Origin of the sequence: Stenotrophomonas sp. STK16_22, from assembly GCF_051984505.1 — a bacterium.
Classification (GTDB): Bacteria; Pseudomonadota; Gammaproteobacteria; order Xanthomonadales; family Xanthomonadaceae; genus Stenotrophomonas; species Stenotrophomonas maltophilia_A.
Window position 1 is genome coordinate 1,567,538 of record NZ_CP196972.1, and the last position, 20,977, is coordinate 1,588,514.

At 67.2% G+C, this 20,977-nt stretch carries 20 protein-coding genes and 4 tRNA genes; 20 read left to right on the forward strand and 4 right to left on the reverse strand.

Translation table 11 applies throughout. The features are described from left to right. Positions 1-20 precede the first annotated feature (20 nt). A complete protein-coding gene (locus ACSYAO_RS07135) occupies positions 21-434 on the forward strand; it encodes a type IV pilin protein (RefSeq protein ID WP_049399924.1) in 414 nt (137 codons plus the stop codon). A 73-nt stretch (positions 435-507) separates the two neighbouring features. Further along, positions 508-584: transfer RNA gene (locus ACSYAO_RS07140), tRNA-Asn, on the forward strand. A gap of 60 nt (positions 585-644) precedes the next feature. Here ACSYAO_RS07140 and ACSYAO_RS07145 read toward each other — a convergent pair. Beyond that, on the reverse strand, positions 645-1,169 hold the full coding sequence (locus ACSYAO_RS07145) for a GspH/FimT family pseudopilin (protein WP_197655537.1): 525 nt from the start codon (positions 1,167-1,169) through the stop codon (positions 645-647). Positions 1,170-1,297: 128 nt separating this feature from the next. Here ACSYAO_RS07145 and uvrB point away from each other — a divergent pair, with 128 nt between their 5' ends. The 3 genes from uvrB (at position 1,298) to ACSYAO_RS07160 (ending at position 3,677) form a co-directional block, all read left to right on the forward strand. Beyond that, positions 1,298-3,322, forward strand: coding sequence for an excinuclease ABC subunit UvrB (gene uvrB / locus ACSYAO_RS07150; RefSeq protein ID WP_121503792.1), 2,025 nt, complete (start codon positions 1,298-1,300; stop codon positions 3,320-3,322). Positions 3,323-3,429: 107 nt separating this feature from the next. Then, positions 3,430-3,504, forward strand: a tRNA-Val gene (locus ACSYAO_RS07155). A gap of 98 nt (positions 3,505-3,602) precedes the next feature. Next, a tRNA-Val gene (locus ACSYAO_RS07160) sits at positions 3,603-3,677 on the forward strand. A 98-nt stretch (positions 3,678-3,775) separates the two neighbouring features. On the opposite strand, the gene ACSYAO_RS07165 is transcribed toward ACSYAO_RS07160, so the two are convergent. Next, complete coding sequence (locus ACSYAO_RS07165; protein ID WP_197655536.1) at positions 3,776-4,108, reverse strand: hypothetical protein; 333 nt, start codon at positions 4,106-4,108, stop codon at positions 3,776-3,778. A 182-nt stretch (positions 4,109-4,290) separates the two neighbouring features. Here ACSYAO_RS07165 and ACSYAO_RS07170 point away from each other — a divergent pair, with 182 nt between their 5' ends. Continuing rightward, positions 4,291-4,431 (forward strand): hypothetical protein, encoded by a 141-nt coding sequence (locus ACSYAO_RS07170; protein WP_165929929.1) that lies wholly within the window; start codon positions 4,291-4,293, stop codon positions 4,429-4,431. Positions 4,432-4,475: 44 nt separating this feature from the next. On the opposite strand, the gene ACSYAO_RS07175 is transcribed toward ACSYAO_RS07170, so the two are convergent. Next, on the reverse strand, positions 4,476-4,760 hold the full coding sequence (locus ACSYAO_RS07175) for a hypothetical protein (RefSeq protein ID WP_032128898.1): 285 nt from the start codon (positions 4,758-4,760) through the stop codon (positions 4,476-4,478). Between the two features lie 30 nt (positions 4,761-4,790). Then, positions 4,791-5,558, reverse strand: a complete 768-nt coding sequence (locus ACSYAO_RS07180) for a MipA/OmpV family protein (protein ID WP_049412592.1) — start codon at positions 5,556-5,558, stop codon at positions 4,791-4,793. A gap of 145 nt (positions 5,559-5,703) precedes the next feature. On the opposite strand from ACSYAO_RS07180, the gene ACSYAO_RS07185 reads away from it, so the two are divergent. The 14 genes from ACSYAO_RS07185 to ACSYAO_RS07250 all read left to right on the forward strand — a co-directional run bounded on the left by ACSYAO_RS07185 (position 5,704) and on the right by ACSYAO_RS07250 (position 20,834). Next, the gene (locus tag ACSYAO_RS07185) at positions 5,704-6,375 is read left to right on the forward strand and encodes a response regulator transcription factor (RefSeq protein ID WP_032128900.1); all 672 of its coding nucleotides are present in this window, start codon (positions 5,704-5,706) and stop codon (positions 6,373-6,375) included. Between the two features lies 1 nt (position 6,376). After that, positions 6,377-7,729, forward strand: a complete 1,353-nt coding sequence (locus tag ACSYAO_RS07190) for a sensor histidine kinase (protein WP_049462677.1) — start codon at positions 6,377-6,379, stop codon at positions 7,727-7,729. A 58-nt stretch (positions 7,730-7,787) separates the two neighbouring features. Beyond that, the gene (locus ACSYAO_RS07195; protein ID WP_262220670.1) at positions 7,788-10,193 is read left to right on the forward strand and encodes a DNA internalization-related competence protein ComEC/Rec2; all 2,406 of its coding nucleotides are present in this window, start codon (positions 7,788-7,790) and stop codon (positions 10,191-10,193) included. Between the two features lie 3 nt (positions 10,194-10,196). Beyond that, positions 10,197-10,859 carry a MotA/TolQ/ExbB proton channel family protein gene (locus ACSYAO_RS07200; protein WP_019337175.1) on the forward strand — a complete coding sequence of 221 codons (663 nt, stop codon included), beginning with the start codon at positions 10,197-10,199 and terminating at the stop codon, positions 10,857-10,859. Positions 10,860-10,862: 3 nt separating this feature from the next. Continuing rightward, a complete protein-coding gene (locus tag ACSYAO_RS07205; protein ID WP_032128903.1) occupies positions 10,863-11,285 on the forward strand; it encodes an ExbD/TolR family protein in 423 nt (140 codons plus the stop codon). Continuing rightward, entirely contained in the window at positions 11,282-13,030 is a 1,749-nt protein-coding gene (msbA, locus tag ACSYAO_RS07210; protein ID WP_032128904.1) for a lipid A export permease/ATP-binding protein MsbA, read from the forward strand. The genes ACSYAO_RS07205 and msbA overlap by 4 nt, the downstream gene beginning before the upstream one ends. Continuing rightward, positions 13,030-14,049, forward strand: coding sequence for a tetraacyldisaccharide 4'-kinase (gene lpxK, locus ACSYAO_RS07215; RefSeq protein WP_032128905.1), 1,020 nt, complete (start codon positions 13,030-13,032; stop codon positions 14,047-14,049). Before msbA ends, lpxK begins: the two co-directional genes overlap by 1 nt. A 74-nt stretch (positions 14,050-14,123) precedes the next feature. Then, a complete protein-coding gene (gene kdsB, locus ACSYAO_RS07220) occupies positions 14,124-14,897 on the forward strand; it encodes a 3-deoxy-manno-octulosonate cytidylyltransferase (protein ID WP_197655534.1) in 774 nt (257 codons plus the stop codon). Beyond that, positions 14,894-15,382 carry a low molecular weight protein-tyrosine-phosphatase gene (locus ACSYAO_RS07225; RefSeq protein WP_197655533.1) on the forward strand — a complete coding sequence of 163 codons (489 nt, stop codon included), beginning with the start codon at positions 14,894-14,896 and terminating at the stop codon, positions 15,380-15,382. Before kdsB ends, ACSYAO_RS07225 begins: the two co-directional genes overlap by 4 nt. Further along, the gene (locus tag ACSYAO_RS07230) at positions 15,379-16,791 is read left to right on the forward strand and encodes a hypothetical protein (protein WP_197655532.1); all 1,413 of its coding nucleotides are present in this window, start codon (positions 15,379-15,381) and stop codon (positions 16,789-16,791) included. Before ACSYAO_RS07225 ends, ACSYAO_RS07230 begins: the two co-directional genes overlap by 4 nt. Continuing rightward, positions 16,788-18,632, forward strand: a complete 1,845-nt coding sequence (gene uvrC, locus ACSYAO_RS07235) for an excinuclease ABC subunit UvrC (protein ID WP_197655531.1) — start codon at positions 16,788-16,790, stop codon at positions 18,630-18,632. The genes ACSYAO_RS07230 and uvrC overlap by 4 nt, the downstream gene beginning before the upstream one ends. 18 nt (positions 18,633-18,650) lie before the next feature. Next, on the forward strand, positions 18,651-19,277 hold the full coding sequence (pgsA, locus tag ACSYAO_RS07240; protein ID WP_012510614.1) for a CDP-diacylglycerol--glycerol-3-phosphate 3-phosphatidyltransferase: 627 nt from the start codon (positions 18,651-18,653) through the stop codon (positions 19,275-19,277). 237 nt (positions 19,278-19,514) lie between these two features. Further along, positions 19,515-19,590, forward strand: a tRNA-Gly gene (locus tag ACSYAO_RS07245). 137 nt (positions 19,591-19,727) lie between these two features. Further along, entirely contained in the window at positions 19,728-20,834 is a 1,107-nt protein-coding gene (locus tag ACSYAO_RS07250) for an NAD(P)/FAD-dependent oxidoreductase (protein WP_197655530.1), read from the forward strand. Positions 20,835-20,977: the final 143 nt, after the last annotated feature.

The following is a 20,977-nucleotide window of genomic DNA, read 5'->3' on the forward strand; positions in this document are numbered from 1 at the left end:
ATCCGATATCGAGGTTGCCCATGCATGTGTACAGCAGGCGTCGAACCGCCACCGGCTTCACCCTGATCGAGCTGATGATCACCGTGGCCGTGGTTGCCATTCTTGCTGCCATCGCGTTGCCTTCGTACCAGGCCTATGTGCGCAAGGCCAATCGTGCCCAGGCCAAGGCCGATCTGGTCGAGCTGGCGCAGATGCTGGAGCGGCGGCATACCGTGGAGAACACCTATGCGGGCATGACGCTGCCGTTCTCCCAATCGCCACGAGACGGTACCGCCAGATACACGCTTTCCTATGTGGGAACTCCGAACGGCACCTCCTTTACCCTCCAGGCTGCACCGACCGAGATCCAGAAGAAGGACGACTGCGGCACACTGAGCCTGGACCAGGCCGGACGAAAGACGCCGAATGCCAGCAAGGGGCCGGGATGCTGGTAAAGCGCAGGGCTTTGGGCAGCATCGCAGAAAAGGCTTGCACTCCCCTGCAAACGCTGGCTAAAATGCGCACCCCGCCCGAATAGCTCAGCCGGTTAGAGCACTTGACTGTTAATCAGGGGGTCGTTGGTTCGAGTCCAACTTCGGGCGCCAGATTCGAAAAAGCCGCGAGAAATCGCGGCTTTTCTCGTTTCCACGATGGCATTGCAGGTATCAGCAGGGGGTGGACCTGCGCGGGCGCTGGCTCCTGACCCGTCCGGGGACGCTGATGATGACGCGGCTGTGCTCCTGTCCATCCACGCACAACACGATGGACTGGTTGGTACCGGCATTGCGGCCGTCGGGCCGGAACCGCACGTCGGGCCGATGATCGCTGGTGCGCAGGTCGACATGACGCTGGCGTGTCCTGTGCACGCGCAGTTCCCTTGCGGCGGCGGTCGCGCTGTTGGCCGGTTCGACCTGCACCCGCCAGCCCTGGCTCCATGCCTGGTCACACATCATGCCGTCCGACGATCCGCAGACCGTCACGCGGCGGTGTTCGGTGATGGCGGCGCTGCGCGCCATCGACAGGCTGGCGACCAGTTCGGCGCGCAGCGCTTCCGCCTGGAAGTGCCGCAGCGTGCGTTGCCAAGGGCCCCAGGCCAACGCCAGCAGGACCGACAGCACCATGACGGCGACCAGCAGCTCGATCAGATGGAGCCCGCGGTGGAGCCGGGCAGGGCGAAGACGATGGGACATGCCTCCAGCCTCGACGTACGCCGGGGCATTCACCATCAGCCAACGCCGCGCTCACCTGCCCGGAAACCCCTCAGCGGGCCGTCACTCCATGCCCCGTATACTCATCACTCCCGGGAACTGGCACCACCATGAGCGACCGTTTTGAACTCGTCTCGCCGTATTCACCGGCGGGCGACCAGCCTGATGCCATCGCGAAGCTGACCAGCAACTTCGAAGCGGGCATCGCCAAGCAGACCCTGCTGGGCGTCACCGGCTCGGGCAAGACCTACACCATCGCCAACGTCATCCAGAACGTGCAGAAGCCGACGCTGATCATGGCGCCGAACAAAACGCTGGCGGCGCAGCTGTATGGCGAGTTCAAGGCGTTCTTCCCGCACAACGCGGTGGAGTATTTCGTCAGCTACTACGACTACTACCAGCCGGAAGCCTACGTGCCGTCGTCGGACACCTTCATCGAGAAGGACAGTTCGATCAACGAGCATATCGAGCAGATGCGCCTGGCGGCGACCAAGACCCTGCTGTCGCGCCCGGACGCGATCGTGGTGGCGACAGTGTCGGCGATCTACGGCCTGGGCGCGCCGGAAGACTACCTGTCGCTGCGCCTGATCCTGTCCAAGGGCGAGCGCATCGACCAGCGCGACCTGATCAACCACCTGACCCAGCTGCAGTACACGCGCAACGAGTACGAGCTGCAGCGCGGTACGTTCCGCGTGCGTGGTGAAGTCATCGACGTGTTCCCGGCCGAGTCGGACAGCGAGGCGCTGCGCCTGGAGCTGTTTGATGGCGAGGTCGAGAAGATCACGTTGTTCGATCCGCTCACCGGCGAGACGCTGCGCAACATGCAGCGCTTCACGGTCTACCCGAAGACCCATTACGCCACCACGCGCGAGCGTGTGCTGGCGGCGATCGAGACGATCAAGGTCGAGCTGAAGGAGCGCCTGGAGCAGCTGTACGCGCAGAACAAGCTGGTGGAGGCGCAGCGCCTGGCGCAGCGCACCCAGTTCGATCTGGAAATGATGGCCGAGGTCGGCTACTGCAACGGCATCGAGAACTACTCCCGGCACCTGACCGGCAAGAACGCCGGCGAACCGCCACCGACGTTGTTCGACTACCTGCCAGCCGACGCGCTGCTGGTGATCGACGAATCGCACGTGACCATTCCGCAGATCGGTGCCATGTTCAAGGGCGACCGTTCGCGCAAGGAGACGCTGGTCGAGTTCGGGTTCCGGCTGCCCTCGGCGCTGGACAACCGGCCGCTGCGCTTCGAGGAGTGGGAAGAGCGCTGCCCGCGCAGCATCTATGTGTCGGCCACGCCAGGCCCCTATGAGTACCGCGAGGCCGGTGACGAGATCACTGAACTGGTCGTACGCCCCACCGGGCTGATCGACCCGGTGGTGGAGATCCGCCCGGTGGGCACCCAGGTTGACGACCTGATGAGCGAGGCCAACGCGCGCATCAAGGCCGGTGACCGTGTGCTGGTCACGACGCTGACCAAGCGCATGGCCGAAAATCTCACCGAATACCTGACCGAGCACGGCATCCGCGTGCGCTACCTGCACTCGGACGTGGACACGGTCGAGCGCGTGGAGATCATCCGCGACCTGCGCCTGGGCAAGTTCGATGTGCTGGTGGGCATCAACCTGCTGCGCGAGGGCCTGGACATGCCCGAGGTGTCTCTGGTGGCGATCCTGGATGCCGACAAGGAGGGCTTCCTGCGCTCGACCGGCTCGCTGATCCAGACCATCGGCCGTGCCGCCCGCAACGTGCGTGGCAAGGCGATCCTGTATGCGGACAAGATCACCCGTTCGATGCAGGCGGCGATCGACGAGACCGACCGCCGTCGCGCCAAGCAGGTCGAGTACAACGAGCAGCACGGCATCGTGCCGCGCTCGGTGGCGCGTCCGATCACCGACGTGCTGGAAGGCGCGCGCTCCGATGCGGCCGAGAAGGAAGCAAAGAAGGGCAAGGGCAAGGGCAGGCCCGGCGTTGCCGAGGAGGGGAGTGACTATCGATCCCTCAGCCCGGCCCAGCTGGCGTCCCGTCTCAAGGCGCTGGAGCAGCAGATGTACCAGCACGCCAAGAACCTGGAATTCGAGGATGCCGCCCGCGTGCGTGACCAGATCCGGCAGCTGAAGGAAGCGAGTCTGGGCTGAACGCGGCAGTGCAGCATCTTCTTCACAAAAGTGTTGCGCTTCACGGCCGGCATCCGTAATATACGCGGCCTGCACCGACGCAATCGCGGACGTTCAGAAGCAAAATCGGGCGGTTAGCTCAGCGGTAGAGCACTACCTTGACATGGTAGGGGTCACAGGTTCGAACCCTGTACCGCCCACCACGAAGTCCCTGGAAGGGGGCTGTCGTGAACTGCAAAGCCCGGCCCTGGCGCCGGGTTTTTACGTAGCAAGGCCAGCTTTCGGGCGGCAAGAACAAGATGGGCGGTTAGCTCAGCGGTAGAGCACTACCTTGACATGGTAGGGGTCACAGGTTCGAACCCTGTACCGCCCACCACCTGGCTCCCGGCATTGCCGGTGCAGCGGTGGATCACGACGGAAGCCGGCCTTGTGCCGGTTTTTCTCGTTTCAGGCATCGATCACGGTTCCACATGGTCAGCGTTGCACGACCAGGTCTTCGACGCTGATCATCCGCTGCAGCTTCCAGTGACCGTCCACGCGCTCCCAGAGCTGGGCGACGCGAACCGTCGCACCACGCGTGGGCTGGGCAACGCCGGGTTCGTGTTGCAGGGGCTGCTTGGCCAGCCTCAGGACCCGGTCCTGGCGCAGCCGGTAAAGCAGCAGGGAGGGCGAACCGCAATCCTGTCGTACGACGTCCGGCTGCTGGGTTTCGGCACGCAGGATCTGGCTGCGAAGGGCCTCTTCAGTGGGCCCGTTGCCAGCGCCGAACAGGCTGGAGAGCAGCAGCATCAGGGCAAGCATCGGCATGGCACGGTGCTCCAGCGGGAAAGTGCACGCAGGCTGGCATGACATGTGGGGTGCTGCAGCCGGCCTGCGACGAAGGCCGGAATTGAACCGCCAAAGACGGCCGGGGGGCGATGAATCCGGGCCGTGCAGGCGTAGACTCCGGTCTACCGCGCAATCGCGCCGTCACTGCAAGGAGCTGCCGTATGAGTGATCACGTTCCGGTTTCCCGGCCCAATCCCATCATCGAACTGCTGTTCGGCGGCAACATGCTGGAGGGTACCTTCAAGGCGGTGATCTGGGTGGCCCTGCTGGCGGCAGTGCTGGCGTGGACCACGTTCCGCTGAGTCTTCCCGCTGCCTGCGGCAGCGGCGGCGTCGCTGGCCTGCGCTCAGGCGCTGAAGGCCTGGCGCAGGCTGCGCAGCGTGGCCTGGCGATGTTCCTTTGCGGTCGCTTCGCCCATCTCCAGTTCCTGCAGGCGCAATCCCACCAGCGTCATCGACAACGCGTAGCCGCGTGCCGCATCGGCAGCACGCGAAAGGCCCAGTGCGCGGCGCGTCAGCGCGTTCACGTGTTCCAGGTCGGGCAGCAGCCCCAGGTAGACGCGCTCGGCGCTGTCCAGGTCGGGGGCACGCAGGATCGCGTGCGCTTCAGCAGCAGGGGAGACGGAGGCCATGGGGGGTCCTTGTCCGTTGCGGGCGCTCGATCAGAACGAGCGCATCAGGGAAACGAAGGCCGACGTCTGCGTACCGCGACGGGCCATCGGGCTGTCCTTTACTGCATCGCCGAACCACTGGTTGGCGACGACGCCGGTCGCGCGCCACTTCGTGCCCAAGGGCGTGCTGACTGCGATCTGCAGGCTCGGTGATGTCGCGCTGCCCGGGTTGTAGGCGGCAAGTCCCGAGCGCAGCGCTTCTTCGTCGGTGATGCCGTAGTAGTAGTCGAGCAGGCGCGCACTGGAGTGCACCACGCCGACCTTGGGCACCCAGGTGAAGCGACCGGCCTGGATCGGATAGCTGTAGTGCAGGCGCGACTCCATGCCACCTCCGTGCCCGGTGACCTCGCGCATCACGCTGGCCTCGACGATGCCCCAGTCGGCGCTGTACTCACCGTTGATGCCGGCCATGGCCGACATCTGCCGGCTGTGCAGGCGACGCAGCTGCGGATCGTTCACGTCGTCGGTCTTGAAGCGCAGCGTGTAGGGCGTGACTGCCGCCGACAGGCGCAGGCCCTCGCGCTTGTACAGGTACATGCCCAGCGAGCCCGGGCTGGCGAAGAAGCGCTCGCCCTGCCAGGCAATGGACGGTACGACCAGCGGCTTGACGTCGTAGTGGGCGTACGCCCCCGAGGTCGCGCCGGCACTGATACCGGCCTGCACGCCCGGGTTCCGGTCGGCGGCGTGGGTGATCAACGGCAGGCCGATGGCAGCGGAGAACAGCAACGGGCGCAGCAGGGTCGGGGACAGCGACGGCATCGATCAACCACTTTGCGGGGGATGGCTGTGCATGGTGCGGGTACAACATTGTCAGAACATTGCGCCTTCGCAACTGGCACACGAAGACGCCCAAACCTGGCGCCAGGCACTATGATCGGCACCGTTTCCGGTAGCCGAGCCCCTGATGCGCATTCTCCTGGTCGAAGACGATCCCGATCTGTCCCGAGCCCTGCAGTCGGGCCTGGAGCGGCAGGGCGTGGTCGCCGACGTGGTCGGCAGCCTGGCCGAAGCCGCGGTTGCGCTGCGCGAGCCGGTGCACCAGCTGATGCTGCTGGACCGCCAGCTGCCCGATGGCGATGGCGTGGCTTTCGTCGCCACCGCACGCGCGCTGCGCCCGAACCTGGCGGTGATCATGCTGACGGCCAAGGGCAGGTTGTCAGACAAGGTCGAGGGCCTGGATGTCGGTGCCGACGACTACCTGGTGAAGCCGGTGGCGATCGAGGAGCTGATGGCGCGGATCCGTGCTGTCTCGCGGCGGCCCTCGGCCATGGTGACACCGAGCCTGCATCTGGGCCGGCTGGAATTCGACTTCGAATCGCTGCAGGCACAGGTGGAGGGCCAACCGCTGGCGCTGCCGCGGCGCCAGGTGCTGGTGCTGCAGGCACTGGCGATGCGCCAGGGGCGCACGGTCACCCGCACGGCACTGGAGGCCGCGGTGTACGGCTTCGACGATGAGATCCAGTCCAATGCGCTCGATGCGCACATTTCCAAGCTGCGCAAGGCGCTGCAGCAGGCCGGGGCGGGCGTTGAAATCCATGTGATCCGGGGCGTCGGCTACCTGCTGGCGGAGGCCTGAGATGGCGCGTCCGACACGTCCGATCCGTTCCATCACGCTGGGGTTGGCCTGGCGGTTGTTCCTGGCGCAGGCCTTCACCGTGCTGTTCGCAGTTGTTGCGCTGATCCTGACCTGGGGCGACAAGGACACCTGGGGCATGGACATGTTCATGGCCGAAGCCGTGGCCAAGGCCGTGCACAGTGAAGGCGGGCGGTTGGTGCTGGACCAGGCGCGCTGGAACAAGCTCGACGCCGAGGCCGGGGGCAACCTCTGGTTCGCGGCGGTCGACGACAAGGGTGTCTGGCTGGAACGCGGCACGATTCCGGCGATCCACGCCCCGCTGCTCGCGCGCCTGCCGACGCTGGGTGCCACCGAACTCGGCTCGCTGGTGCCGCCGTACCTGGACGTGGCGCGGGTCATGATCCGCAAGGAGGACGGGCGGCGCATCACGGTGATGGTGGGTGGGGCGCCGAAGGGCGGGTTGCTGGACGGTGCGCTGATGGTGCTGCGCCTGATCGGGCTGTGGTTTTTCCTGCCGCTGATCGTGATCACGCTGCTGGTCATGCCGACCGTGATCCACCGCGCGATGCGCGGCGTGCGCCGCTCCGCACAACAGGCCAAGGAGCTGGATATCGGCCAGCCGGGGGCGCGTCTGGATGCGCAGCTGGTGTCGACCGAGGTCGCACCGCTGGTGGAAGCCTTCAACGACGCGATCGACAAGGTGCAGCAGGGGTATGCCGCGCGTGACAAGTTCCTCGCCGATGCCGCGCACGAACTGCGGGTGCCGATTGCAGTGGTGCAGGCGCGCCTGTCGCAGTTGCCGCAGGGCGAGCTGAAGTCGCAGCTGCTGACCGACGTGGCGCGGCTCGGTAACGTTGCCGAGCACCTGCTTGACCTGCAGCGACTTGATCGTAATGTCGGCGCACTGCAGCGGCTGGATCTGGCGTTGCTGGTGCGCGAAGCGGCCGCCGATCTGGCGCCGCTGGTGGTGGGGGCCGGTTACGGCTTCGAAGTGGATGCGCCCGAGATGCCAGTGTGGATCCATGGCGACAGCCTGGCGCTGGGGCGGGTGATCGCTAATCTGGTGCACAACGCCATCGTCCACGGCGGCGGACGCGGCACCATTTGCGTGCGCCTGGATGCACGTGGCCTGCTGGAGGTCAGCGACCAGGGCGCCGGCATTCCGGTGGGCGACCGTGAAGCGATCTTCGAGCCGTTCCATCGTCTGCGCGCAGCGGGTAGCGGCAGTGGCCTGGGCCTGCATCTGGTGAAGGAAATCGTGCAGCACCATGGCGGATCGGTCAGCGTCGGCGAGGCGGCCGGTGGTGGCGCCAGTTTCCGTGTCAACTTCCATCGCGGTAGCGTCCGCCGCTGACGCCAATACGGGCTAAAGCCCGATAGGCACGCTGCTGCCCCGGCGGCAGGCTGGCGTGATGGTCGCCGAACGATCCGCTCCACCGCTGTTTGGCAGTGGTTGTGCCGCCGGTCTAGTGCTGGGTGCGCTGGCCTGCGTGCAGCTGCCGGTGCTGCCGCCGCTGTGGCTGTGCATGCCGTTGGCCATTGCCAGCGCCACAGGCTGGATCGTGACTTGGCGCGGCCGCGCCTGGACGGCTGCGCTGTTCGGCCTGTCGTGGGCGGCATTGCACGGACACTGGGTCCTGCAGGGCCAGCTTCCACCCGGAGGGCCCGCGCAGGACGTGCAGGTCCTTGGCCGAGTGGTTGATCTTCCACACAGTGGCCCCGGCTATACCCGTTTCGTGTTGAAGGTCGACGAGGCCGATGCGCTGCCCTCGTTGCGTGGCAAGCGCCTGCAGGTCACCTGGAACGACCCGTGGCGCGGATCGCCAGCGCACGAGGCGGAGGGCGGGCGCCACGCGGTTCGTGCGGGATCACATTGGCAGTTGTCGTTGCGCGTGCGCGCGCCACGCTCGCGGATCAATCCTGGCGGCTTCGACGGCGAACGCCATGCATTGCTGCGCGGTATTTCCGGCAATGGCACGGTGCGCGACCCCGGCGCGGCGCGTGAGCGCGCGCCTGCACAGGGCCTGCCGGCCTGGCGCGAGCGCAGCAGTGACGCCATCGCCACCCAGGTGGCCCATCCTGCCGCTCGCTTCGTACAGGCGCTGGCACTGGGCGATACCCGCGGCTTGTCCGATACCGACTGGGAACACCTGCGCGCGCTGGGCCTGACCCATCTGGTCGCCATCTCCGGTTTCCACGTGGGCGTGGTGGCTGGCTTCGGTGTACTGCTGTGCCGCGTGTCGTGGTGGCTGTGCCCGGTGCTGGGACGGTTCTGGCCTCGGCCGCAGGCGGCGGCATGGGGTGCGGCGCTGGCCGCAGCCGTCTATGCCGTGGCCGCCGGCGGCGCGCTTCCAACAGTGCGTGCGGCGCTGATGATAGGGCTGGTGGCACTGGCCCGTGCCGGGCGTCGCCCGGTGGGTGCGGGGCAGGGACTGGCCCTGGCCGCGATGGTGATGCTGCTGCCGGCGCCGCTGTCGGTGCTGTCGGCCGGCTTCTGGCTCAGTTTCGGGGGCGTGCTGTGGCTGCTGTGGTGCCTTCCACGAACCGGGCCGGACGGCGTCGGTGGGGGCCTGCGCGGCTTTATGGCCGCCCAGGGCGTGGCCAGCCTCGGCCTGTTGCCGCTGTGCGTGGCCCTGTTCGGCGGCACCGCGCGCTTGGGGCCGCTGGTCAATCTGCCGATCATTCCGTGGTGGACCCTGCTGGTGGTGCCGTTGTCGCTGCTGGGTACCGGCCTGCACGCGTTGCAGGATGGCGCCGGGCGCTGGGCATGGCGCGCCGCCGCCTGGCTGTTCGAGCTCAGCTGGCAGGCCCTGCAGCCACTGGCGCTGCACCCGCAGGCGATGTGGTGGCTGGCCGAGGCACCGCGCTGGGCGGTGCCGGCGGCAGTGGCGGGGGTGTTCTGGTGGCTGCTGCCACGCGGCGCTGGCGCTGGCGGTGGCCTGGCAGGCCTGCTGCTGTGCCTGCCGCTTCTGTGGCCCGCCCGGCATGCACCGGCTGAAGGCGAACTGGAGCTGCTGGTGCACGACGTAGGGCAGGGCACCGCGGTGCTGGTGCGTACGGCGCGGCACGCGCTCTGGTACGACGTGGGGCCGCCGACCGGCGGCGACGGCAACGAACGCATTCTGGTCCCGGCCCTGCGCGCGCTCGGACAGGGGCCGCCGCAGCAGGCGATGCTCAGCCATGACCATCTTGATCACACCGGCAGCCTGCCGGGCCTGCGAAGGCAGTTGCCCGGGCTGCAGCTGCTGGCGCCACCGGGCAGCACCATCGCCGGCGCCACGCCCTGCCAGCAGGGGATGCGCTGGCAGTGGGACGGGGTTGATTTCCAGGTCCTGCACCCGGCGCCGGGCAGCCGCCAGGCCGAGAACGAGGACAGCTGCGTGCTGCGCGTCGCCAGCCGTCACGGCGTGGTCCTGCTGCCTGGCGATATCGGCCGCCCGGCCGAGCAGGCGCTGCTGAAGGCATACCCGGCAGCGCTGAAGGCGGATGTGGTGCTTGTGCCGCACCATGGCAGCGGTGGCAGTTCCAGCGCGCCGTGGGTCGAGGCCGTGGCGCCACGGCTGGCGGTGGTCTCGGCTGGGCACCGCAACCGCTTCGGGCACCCCCGCCAGGACGTGGTCCAGCGCTGGCAGGCGCAAGGGGCCGAGGTGCTGGCCACGGCCGATTCCGGGGCGATCCGCATATGGCTTGGCGCACAAGGGCTGCAGCTGCGTGAACAGCGCATCCACGCATCCCGGTGGTGGGATGCCGCTGGGCGGGCGCGGTCGGCTGCTATCCTATCGCCGATCGAACAAGCGGCCGTTGGGCCGGAGGGTTGAAACGTGTGGGAACTGGTCAAGGCCGGTGGCTGGCCGATGGTGCCGCTGCTGCTGTTGGGCGTACTGGCTTTGGCGATCATCCTGGAGCGTTTCTGGTCCCTGCGACGTACTGAAGTGCTGCCGCCCGGCCTCGGCCAGGAAGTGCGCAACTGGGCGGCACGCGGCAAGCTCGACCCGGCCCACCTGCAGACCCTGCGTGCGAACTCGCCGCTGGGCGCGCTGCTGGCCGCCGCGCTGGAAGCACGCAACCGCCCGCGCGACCAGATCCGCGAGCGCATCGAAGACACCGGCCGCCACCTGGTGCACCGCATGGAGCGTTTCCTCAACGCGCTGGGCACCATCGCATCGGCCGGGCCGCTGCTGGGCCTGCTGGGCACGGTGATCGGCATGATCCAGATGTTCCTGGGCATCCTCGACCATGGCGTGGGTGATGTGAACCAGCTGGCCGGTGGTATCGGCAAGGCGCTGGTGTGCACCGCCACCGGCATGATCGTCGCCATTCCAGCGCTGATGTTCCACCGCTACTTCAAGGGCCGTATCCACGGTTACGTGGTAGAGATGGAGCAGGAAGCCAGCGCGCTGCTGGATACGCTGGATGGCCGCCCCGGCGTGATGAACCCTGCTGCTGCCACGCGCCCGGCCGGCGCGGCCACGGCGAAGGCCTGATCGATGCGTATCGGCAACGACCGATCCCAGGATGAGCCGCATATCGACCTGGTGCCACTGATCGACGTCATCCTGGTGCTGATCATCTTCTTCGTGGTCACCACCACCTTCGATGCGCGCTCGACACTCCAGGTGGAGCTGCCTACGGCCAGCCAGCAGCCCAGCAATGAGCCGCCGCGCTCGCTCAGCGTGTTGATCAACGCCGAAGGCCGCTACTTCATCAATGACCAGGAAGTGCTGCGCAGCGACGTCGAGTCGGTCAAGCAGACCATCGCGGCCGTTGCCGGCAGCGACCGCACCCAGCCGGTGCTGTTGCGTGCCGATGCCCGCACGCCCTATCAGGCCGTGGTGACCGCGCAGGATGCGCTGGGTCAGCTCGGCTTCCGCCGTATTGCCATTGCAACAGCACCCGAGGTGCGTCCATGAGTTCCAAACACGCGCCGGTGTGGCCGATCTACAAACGTCTGCTGGGATACACCCGTGCCTACTGGGGCATGATGGTCGCCGCCGTCATCGCCATGGCGGTGGAGTCGGTAGCCGGCTACCACTTCACCAAGCTGATGGAGCCGCTGGTCAACCGTGGCTTCGTCAATCCCGAACCGAAAATGGCGGTGATCCTGCCGCTGACCATCCTTGGCCTGTTCCTGATGCGCAGCGCCGCCACCTGGGTGAGCGACTACGCGCTGGCCAAGACCGGTCGCAGCGTGGTGCGCGACCTGCGTGAACAGGTGCTGGCCAAGTACCTGCACCTGCCGTCCTCGCATTTCGATACCGAATCGACGCCGGTGATGGTCAGCCGCCTCAACTTCGATACCGAGCAGGTCACCCAGGCCAGCGCCGATGCGCTCAAGACCGTGGTTGCCGACACCCTGACCATCATCGCCATGCTGGCGGTGATGCTGCAGATGAGCGTCAAGGTGACCGTGGCCATGCTGGTGGTGGTGCCGATGATCGGCGTGATCGTGTCTTACGTGGGCAAGCGCTACCGGCGCATCAGCCGCGGTATCCAGGACGGCATGGGCACGATGGCGCAGACCGCCGAGCAGTCACTGGCGGCCCAGCAGGAAGTGAAGGTGCACGGCACCCAGCAGCATGAGATGTCGCGCTACTCGCGCCTGGCCAACCGCATGCTGGCGCTGAACATGAAGGTGGAAATCACCCGTGCCGGTGCCTCCAGCGTGGTCCAGTTCCTGGCCGCGCTGGCGCTGGCGGTGATCGTCTGGGTGTCGACCCGTGAAGCACTGGCAGGGCGCCTCAATGCCGGCCAGTTCATGGGCCTGATGATCTCGATGACGGCGATCATCCCGTCGCTGCGCCGCCTGACCAGCGTGCAGTCCTCGATCTCCCGCGGTGTGTCCGCCGCCGAGCGCCTGTTCGACATCCTCGACATGCCGGTCGAGCGCGACGAAGGCCGCAACACGGTGCAGCGCGTGCGTGGCGAACTGGCCTTCGAGCACGTCATGCTGCGTTACCGCGAAGACAGTGGCATCGCCCTGGACGACATCAGCTTCGTGGCCAAGCCGGGTACGGTCACCGCCATCGTTGGTCGATCCGGCAGCGGCAAGACCAGCCTGATCCGGCTCGTGCCGCGCTTCTACGAACCCAGCGGCGGGCGTATCACCCTCGACGGGGTGGCACTGGACGACTATCCGCTGGCCGACCTGCGTCGCCAGGTGGCGATGGTCGGGCAGAAGGTCATGTTGTTCGACGACACCATCGGCGCCAACATCGCCTATGGCATGGACGCGACGGATGAACAGATCCGAGCGGCAGCTGAAGCCGCGAATGCCTGGGAGTTCATCGCACGCATGCCGCAGCAGCTGCAGACCCCGGTGGGCGAGAACGGCGCGCTGCTGTCCGGTGGCCAGCGCCAGCGCCTGGCGATCGCGCGTGCGATCCTGCGCGACGCGCCGATCCTGATCCTCGATGAAGCCACCGCAGCGCTGGACAACGAGTCGGAGCGCCTGGTGCAGGACGCGCTGCAGCGATTGATGCCCGAGCGCACCACGCTGGTCATCGCGCATCGCCTGTCGACCATCGAGCATGCAGACCAGGTGCTGGTGATGGACCACGGTCGCATCGTCGAGCGCGGTACCCACAAAGAGCTGCTCACCATGGGTGGCCTGTACCAGCATCTGCACAGCATGCAGTTCCGCGAAAGGCAGGACTGATGGCCGGCAAGGGTACCCAGACCCCGCCGTACTGGTACGACGGCACCCCGGTTCCGTGGGCGATGCGCCTGCTGGCGCCGCTGTATGCCGGCGTCACCGCGCTGCGCCGGCGCGCCTATCGGCGTGGCTGGCGCAAGCGCTACACGCTGCCGGTGCCGGTCATCGTGGTTGGCAACATCACCGCCGGTGGAACTGGCAAGACGCCGCTGACCATCGCGCTGGTGGAGCGCCTGCGTGCCGCTGGTTGGAAGCCGGGCGTGGCCAGTCGTGGCTACGGCCGCGAAGATGCCGACAAGCCGCTGTGGGTAAAGGCCGATACGCCGACCGCCAAGGGTGGCGACGAGCCGGTGCTGATTGCCTGGAAGACCGGCGTGCCGGTGCGCGTGGACAGTGATCGTGTTGCAGCCGGCAAGGCGCTGATCGAGGCCGGCTGCGATGTGATCGTCTGCGACGACGGCCTGCAGCACTACCGGCTGGCACGCGACATCGAGATCGAAGTGGTCGATGCGCAGCGCCGCTACGGCAATGGCCGGATGATTCCGGCCGGGCCGCTGCGTGAGCCGGTCAGCCGCGCCAGCGAGTGCGATTTCCGCGTGGTCAACCTCGGCCAGGCCGATGAGGAGACTGCAGCACAGGCCTGCGGCTTCGGCCAGTGGCCGATGGCCCTGCACATCGACAGCGCACAACCGCTGGCCGGTGGCCGTGCCCGTCCGCTGTCGTATTTCAAGGGCCAGCGCGTGCACGCCGTGGCCGGCATCGCCCACCCGCAGCGCTTCTTCGACATGCTGCGCGCGCGTGGCATCGGTGTCGTGCCGCACGCCTTCGCTGACCATCAGGCCTATCAGCCGCAGGACCTGTCCTTTGGCAGCCAGCTGCCGGTGCTGATGACCGAGAAGGACGCGGTGAAATGCCGCGCGTTCGGCAATGACTGGCACTACGCGGTCCCGCTGCGCGCCGAGCTGCCTGCCGCATTCTGGGTGGCGCTGACCGACCGCCTGGACAAGCTGCGACCGAACTGAGTGGCGCGGCGGCGCTTGCATTCATACGCCGCCGGCCGCATTCCCGTTGTAACGAGCCTGCCGAGTACCGCCCCATGACCGAATTCGTCGTCGCCATCCCGGCCCGCTATGCCGCCTCGCGGCTGCCGGGCAAGCCGCTGCGCCCGCTGGGCGGTGAGCCGCTGGTGCTGCACGTGGCGCGTCGCGCGCTGCAGGCCGGTGCCGGCGAGGTCTGGGTCGCCACCGACGATCAACGCATTGCCGACGCACTGTCCGGCCTGGCCGAAGTGAAGGTGGCGATGACCGCCACCTCGCATGCCTCCGGTACCGACCGCCTGGCCGAGTGCGCGCGCATCGCCGGCTGGGCCGATGACACCGTCGTGGTCAACCTGCAGGGCGACGAGCCGTTCGCGCCGGCGGCGGGTATCGGCGCGGTGGCCCAGGCACTGGTTGAAGGCAATGCACCGATGTCGACCCTCGCCACGACCGTCGAAGACGCGCATACCCTGTTCGACCCGAACGTGGTGAAGCTGGTGCGCAACGTGCGCAACGAGGCGATGTACTTCAGCCGCGCCCCGATCGCCTGGCACCGCGATGGCTTTGCACGCAGCCGTGACACGCTGCCGGCCGGTCACAACTGGCTGCGCCACATCGGCATCTACGGCTATCGCGCCGGTTTCCTGCAGCAGTTCGCGGCGATGCCGCCGGGCCAGCTGGAGCAGATCGAATCGCTGGAACAGCTGCGCGTGCTGGAAGCGGGTTTCCCGATCAGCGTGGCGATCTCGCCCGAACCGTTCCCGCCGGGCATCGACACGCCCGAGGACTTGGAACGCGCTGAAGCATTGCTGCAGACGCTGGCTGCCCGATGAAGCTGCTGGTCGTCTGCCTCGGCAACATCTGCCGTTCGCCGATGGCCGAAGGAGCGCTGCGCGCGCGCCTGGACGCCTCGCCGCTGGCTGGTCGGGTGCAGGTCGATTCGGCCGGCACCGGCGACTGGCATGTGGGCGAGCCACCGGACCGGCGAGCGATCGGCTGCGCGGCCGGGCATGGCGTGGACATCGGCGGCCTGCGCGCGCGCCAGCTGCAGGTCGCGGATTTCGACCGCTTCGACTGGATCCTGTGCGCCGATGAGGCCAACCTGCGCGATGCGGGTCGGCTGGCCACACCCGCCCAGCGCGAACGCCTGGCGCTGTACCTGCCGTGGTCCGGCGGGCAGGGCAGGGGTGCGATCCCGGACCCGTACACCGGCGGAAGTGAGCATTTCGAACAGGTCTGGACATTGGTCGACGATGCTGCAAAACGTGCCGTGGCACGACTGTTGCATGACGCCGACTCCGGCATAATCGGGCCATGAACGTCCAGCCCGTCCCGGACCTGCCCGAGTTCGCCACCTGGCTCAACGCCACCCCCTGCACCCTGACCGAACTGCGCGGTCGGCCGGTGGCGCTGTTGTTTGTCAACGCCGCCTCCGCCTGGAGCGCGCAACGCCTGGCCGAGTTCGGCCAATGGCTGTCGCGCCACCCCGGCAAGCTGCAGCCGCTGGTGCTGCAGGTGCCGCGCTTCGATTTCGAACGCGAGGCCGGCGCCGCATTGAAGCTGCTGCGTCGCCAGGGCCTGACGATGCCGGTGCTGCTTGATGCCGACTGGGATGGCTGGCGCCGCTTCGGCATCACCGCCTGGCCGACCCTGGTGCTGCTGGATGCGCAGGGCCGCGAACAGCAACGGCTGGTCGGGCAGGGTGCACCCGGTGAGCTGGAGCGTGCCTTGAACGCGCTGTGCGAAGGCGCACCGTCGGCGCCGCCGCGTGGCGGCAGCGAACTGCACCCGGAACCCCGCCAGGCGCTGCGCTTCCCGCTGGGCCTGGCGGTCAGCACCGAACGGCTCTACATCGCCGACAGCGGCCATCACCGCATCCTCGAATGCAGCCATGGTGGCCGCATCCTTCGCCAGTTCGGGCTGGGCACCGCCGATTTCATGGACGGCAACCTCGCCGAAGCCGCGTTCCACCGCCCGCAGGCGCTGGTGCTGGAGCGCGATTCGCTGTACGTCGCCGACACCGGCAACCACGCGGTGCGTCGTATCAACCTGCTGACCGGGATCGTCGATACCCTGTGCGGCAACGGCCGTCCCGGTGCACCGATGGAAGGCCCGGTCGCGCAGGCGCGGCAGGTTGCGCTGGACCATCCGGTCGGCCTGGCCATTGCCGACAACCAGCTGCACATCGCCATGGCTGGCGACAACCGCATCTGGAGCTACCACCTGGGCCAGCGCAGCCTGCAATGGCGCGCGGGCAGTGGTTCCATCGACGAGCGTGATGGTAGCGGGCATCTGGCTGCCTTTGCCCAGCCGACTGCGCTGGCCGTGGTGCAGCAGGTGCTGTACGTGGCCGATGCGCTGGGTTCCTCGATCCGCGCGCTGCAGTTGCGCGGCGATCTGGTGCAGACCTTGGTCGGGCAGGGGCCGTGGCGCTTCGGCTGCGAAGACGGTCCGCGTTCGGACGCCAGCCTGCAGTTCCCACAGGCCATCGCGCTGAGTCCGGATGCGCCGCTGTTGTGGATTGCCGATACCGGCAACGGCCGCCTGCGCACGCTGCGCCTGGGCGGTGGCGAACTGACCACCCAGCCGTTGCCACGACGCCTGCATGGCCCGGCGGGGTTGGCGGTAGGCGCCGGTGCGGTGTGGATCGCCGAGACCGACGCCCATGCCGTGCTGCGATTCGACCCGGACAGCGGCGTGCTCAGTGAAGTCCCGATCAGCGAATGACAGACGTTCCCGCCCCGGCCTTCGACGGCAAGGCCTTCGCGGCCCAGCTCAGTACCGCCCCTGGCGTGTACCGCATGTACGCCGCCGACGACACGTTGCTGTACGTGGGCAAGGCGCGCGCGCTGCGCAACCGTGTCGGCAGCTATTTCAACGGCAGCCCGAAGAACGCGCGGATCATGTCGATGATCTCGCAGATCGCGCGCATGGACGTGACCGTGACGCGCTCGGAAGCCGAGGCGCTGCTGCTGGAAAACCAGCTGATCAAATCACTGTCGCCGCGTTACAACGTCTCGTTGCGCGACGACAAGACCTATCCGCACGTGCTGCTGACCCGAGAGGACTGGCCGCGCATCGCGCTGCATCGCGGTCCGCGCGCCATTCCCGGCCGCTACTTCGGGCCGTATCCCGGCGTTACCGCCGTGCGCGAAACGCTGAACCTGATGCACAAGCTGTTCAAGCTGCGCAGCTGCGAGGACAGCGTGTTCCGCAACCGCTCGCGGCCGTGCCTGCAGTACCAGATCGGTCGCTGCAGCGCGCCCTGCGTGGAGCTGGTGCCGGCGCCGGACTACGCCGAATCGGTGCGTCGCGCCGCACTGTTCCTGGAAGGCAAGAGCGACGAGCTGACCCGCGAACTGGGCGAGCAGATGCAGGCCGCCAGCGAGGCACTGGAGTTCGAGCAGGCCGCGCGCCTGCGCGACCTGATCTCCTCGCTGCGCAGCATGCAGACCCGCCAGTACGTGGATGGCCGTGCCGCCGATCTGGACGTGCTGGCGGTGGCCATGCAGGGTTCGCAGGCCTGCGTGCTGCTGTTGGCTTTCCGCGATGGCCGCAACCTCGGTACCCGCCCGTTCTTCCCACGCACCAACGGTGAAGATAGCCCGGAGGAAGTGCTGGCCGCGTTCGTCTCGCAGTACTACATCGAATTCGAGCCGCCGCGCGAGATCCTGCTGGATCGCGAGATTCCCGATGCCGACCTGCTGGTGGCCGCGCTGTCGGCCTCGGCCGAGCGCAAGGTGCAGCTGAAGTGGAACGTGCGCGGCGAACGCGCCGGCTATGTGGAACTGGCCAGCCGCAACGCGCAGCTGACCCTGGCGACCGAACTCAACAGCCGCAACGCGCAGCACGCGCGCAGCGACGCGCTGCGCGACATGCTGGGCCTGGCCGAGCCGGTCAAGCGTGTTGAATGTTTCGATATCAGCCATACCATGGGTGAGGCCACCGTGGCCTCATGCGTGGTGTTCGACGCCGCCGGTCCGGTGCGCGCGCAGTACCGCCGCTTCAATATCAGCGGCATCGAGCCGGGCGACGACTACGCCGCCATGCGCCAGGCCATCGACCGCCGCTTCCGCCGTGCAGTGGAAGAGCAGGGCGTGCTGCCGGACGTGCTGCTGATCGACGGCGGCGCCGGCCAGTTGGCCCAGGCCCAGGCCGCGCTGGCCGACCTGGGCGTGGAAGGCGTGTTGCTGGTGGGCGTGGCCAAGGGCGTGGAACGCCGCGCCGGCCACGAAGCGCTGGTGATGCCCGATGGCCGCGAGCTGCGCCCGGGCGCGGCCAATCCGGCGCTGCAGTTCATCCAGCAGGTGCGCGATGAGGCGCACCGCTTCGCCATCACCGGCCACCGCGGCCGCCGCCAGAAGGCGCGGATGACCAGCAAGCTGGAGGACATCCCTGGTATCGGGCCGCGCCGCCGCGCCAGCCTGCTCAAGCATTTCGGCGGCCTGGTCGGCCTGAAAGCCGCTGGTGAAGCGGAAATCGCCAGGGTGGAAGGTATCAATGACGCCCTCGCGGCACGTATCTACGCTAACCTGCACGGGTTGGCCACGCCTGATCCGGCCGAGTAGAGAGAGAAGCACGCAAGCATGAAGTTGACCCTGCCCACCTGGCTGACCTTGTTGCGGATCGTGATGATCCCGGTGCTGGTGCTGGTGTTCTACCTGCCCTACACCTGGACCAACTTCGCTTCGGCGGCGATCTTCGGCCTGGCCGCGATCACCGACTGGCTCGATGGCTGGATCGCACGCCGTTACCAGCTGGAATCGGCCTTCGGCGCCTTCCTCGACCCGGTCGCGGACAAGCTGATGGTGGCGGTGGCGCTGTTCCTGATCGTGCAGGGTCACCCGACGCCGTGGATGGCGTTCTGGGCGGCGGTGATCGTTGGTCGTGAAATTGCGGTATCGGCGCTGCGCGAATGGATGGCCGAACTCGGCCAGCGCGCCAAGGTGCGCGTGGCGATGATCGGCAAGGTCAAGACCACCGCGCAGATGGTCGCGCTGCTCTGCCTGCTGTATTCGGTGGCACCGAACGTGCCGGTGGAAGACATCTGGATGGGCTGGCCGGTGTTCCATATCGGCGACTGGACCCTGGCGATCGCCGCGGTGCTGACCCTGTGGTCGGGCCTGCAGTACCTGCACGCCGCCTGGCCGAGCCTGCGCGATGACGAGCGCGCTGCGCGCGAGCGTGCGCGGCAGAAGAAGCTGGGCAACTGAGCCCTGGGGGCGGATCCCTTTCCTCAGGAATGGGCTCTGACCCCATCGGTGCGTTTATCCACGCATGGCGTGGATCAACTGTAAATGCCGCATCCACAGATGATGCGGATCCATCGGTTTGCGGGGATGCCATAGTAGATCCATGCCATGCGTGGATACGCAATGCAAGGTGCCACGCAGACCCTGAGAAAAAGCGCTTGACGCCATTCTTGGAATAGGTAAAATTTCGCCTCCCAAGCGGGAATAGCTCAGTTGGTAGAGCGCAACCTTGCCAAGGTTGAGGTCGCGAGTTCGAGTCTCGTTTCCCGCTCCAGATTCAAGAAAAACGCTCCCGCAAGGGGGCGTTTTTCGTTTGCGTCCAACGCGCTTCATTGCCACTTCACCGTCGCCCCATCGCCCCACCACATGAAGGTTGGATGCTGCATCCTTCGTTCCAAGGGTGACGCCGCGATGCCTCATCAATCCTCCGCCTACGACCACGACGTGGTCATCGTCGGCGCCAGTTTCGCGGGTACCGCCTGCGCGTTGGCTGCCGCCCAGTATGGCTTGCGCGTCTGCGTGCTCGAACGCAAGGCCGACCCCGGCGAACGCCTGCACACCACCGGCATCGTGGTGAAGGAAGCGATGGAGCAGACCTGGCTGGGGCGCATGCCCGAATGCCTGGTGCAACGCGTTGCCAATGTGCGGCTGTATGCGCCGAACCTGCGCAGCGTGTTGTTGGCCGCGCCGGGCTATTACTTCCTCACCACCGATACGCCGAACCTGATGCGCTGGCTGGCCAGCGAGCTGCGCGCGAATGGTGTCGACCTTCGCCTGCAGCAGTCCTTCACCGGCGCCCATCGCAGTGGTGACGGCTGGCAGGTGGAAGGGGCAGGGCGGTGCGCCTACCTGGTCGGTGCCGATGGTGCACGCTCACGCGTTGCCCAGCGCACCGGGCTCGGCAAGGTGCCTGACAACCTCTACGGCGTGGAACGTGAGTTCGCCGGCCTCCAGTTGCCGCAGGGCGACGCACTCCATTGCTTCGTCAGCAAGCGCTTTGCACCGGGTTACATCGGGTGGGTCGCACAGAACCCGACCGGGCTGCAGGTCGGCTTGGCGCTGCGCCATGACCCGAACCAGGTGCGGCCGCCTGATATCGATGGCTTTCTTGAGCACGTGCGCGATGTGGTCGGCATTCCGCCTTCGGCGCGTCCCTCGGCCACCCGCGCAGGGCTGGTGCCCTGCGGCCGGCCGGATGGGCCGTTCACCGGCCAACGCGTGATCCTGACCGGCGACGCGGCGGGCATCGTCTCACCACTGTCCGCCGGAGGCATCCATTCCTCGTGGCGGCATGGCTGGGCGGTCGGCGAGGCGATTGCCCGCCATCTGCGTGGGCAAGGGCGGGAAGCGGAACGGGTGGCGCGGCAGGTGGCGCCGGCATTCCATGGCAAGCGCCTGCTGCGCTGGGCGATGGATCATCTGCAGGCCGACTGGCCGTTCGATGCGCTGCTGCATACGGCGGCCACGCGGCGCATCGCTGAGCAGGTCTACTTCCATCGCCGTGGCCTACGCACGTGATGCGCAATTCGATGGCTATCTAATTCCATGATTCTGTATTTATTTACGTGAATACGCATATAAGCCACAAAATTAGGGAATTAAATTCATTGAACAGCGGTGGTGCCGATTCTATAATTTGGGTGCCAACTGGAATGGGAAGA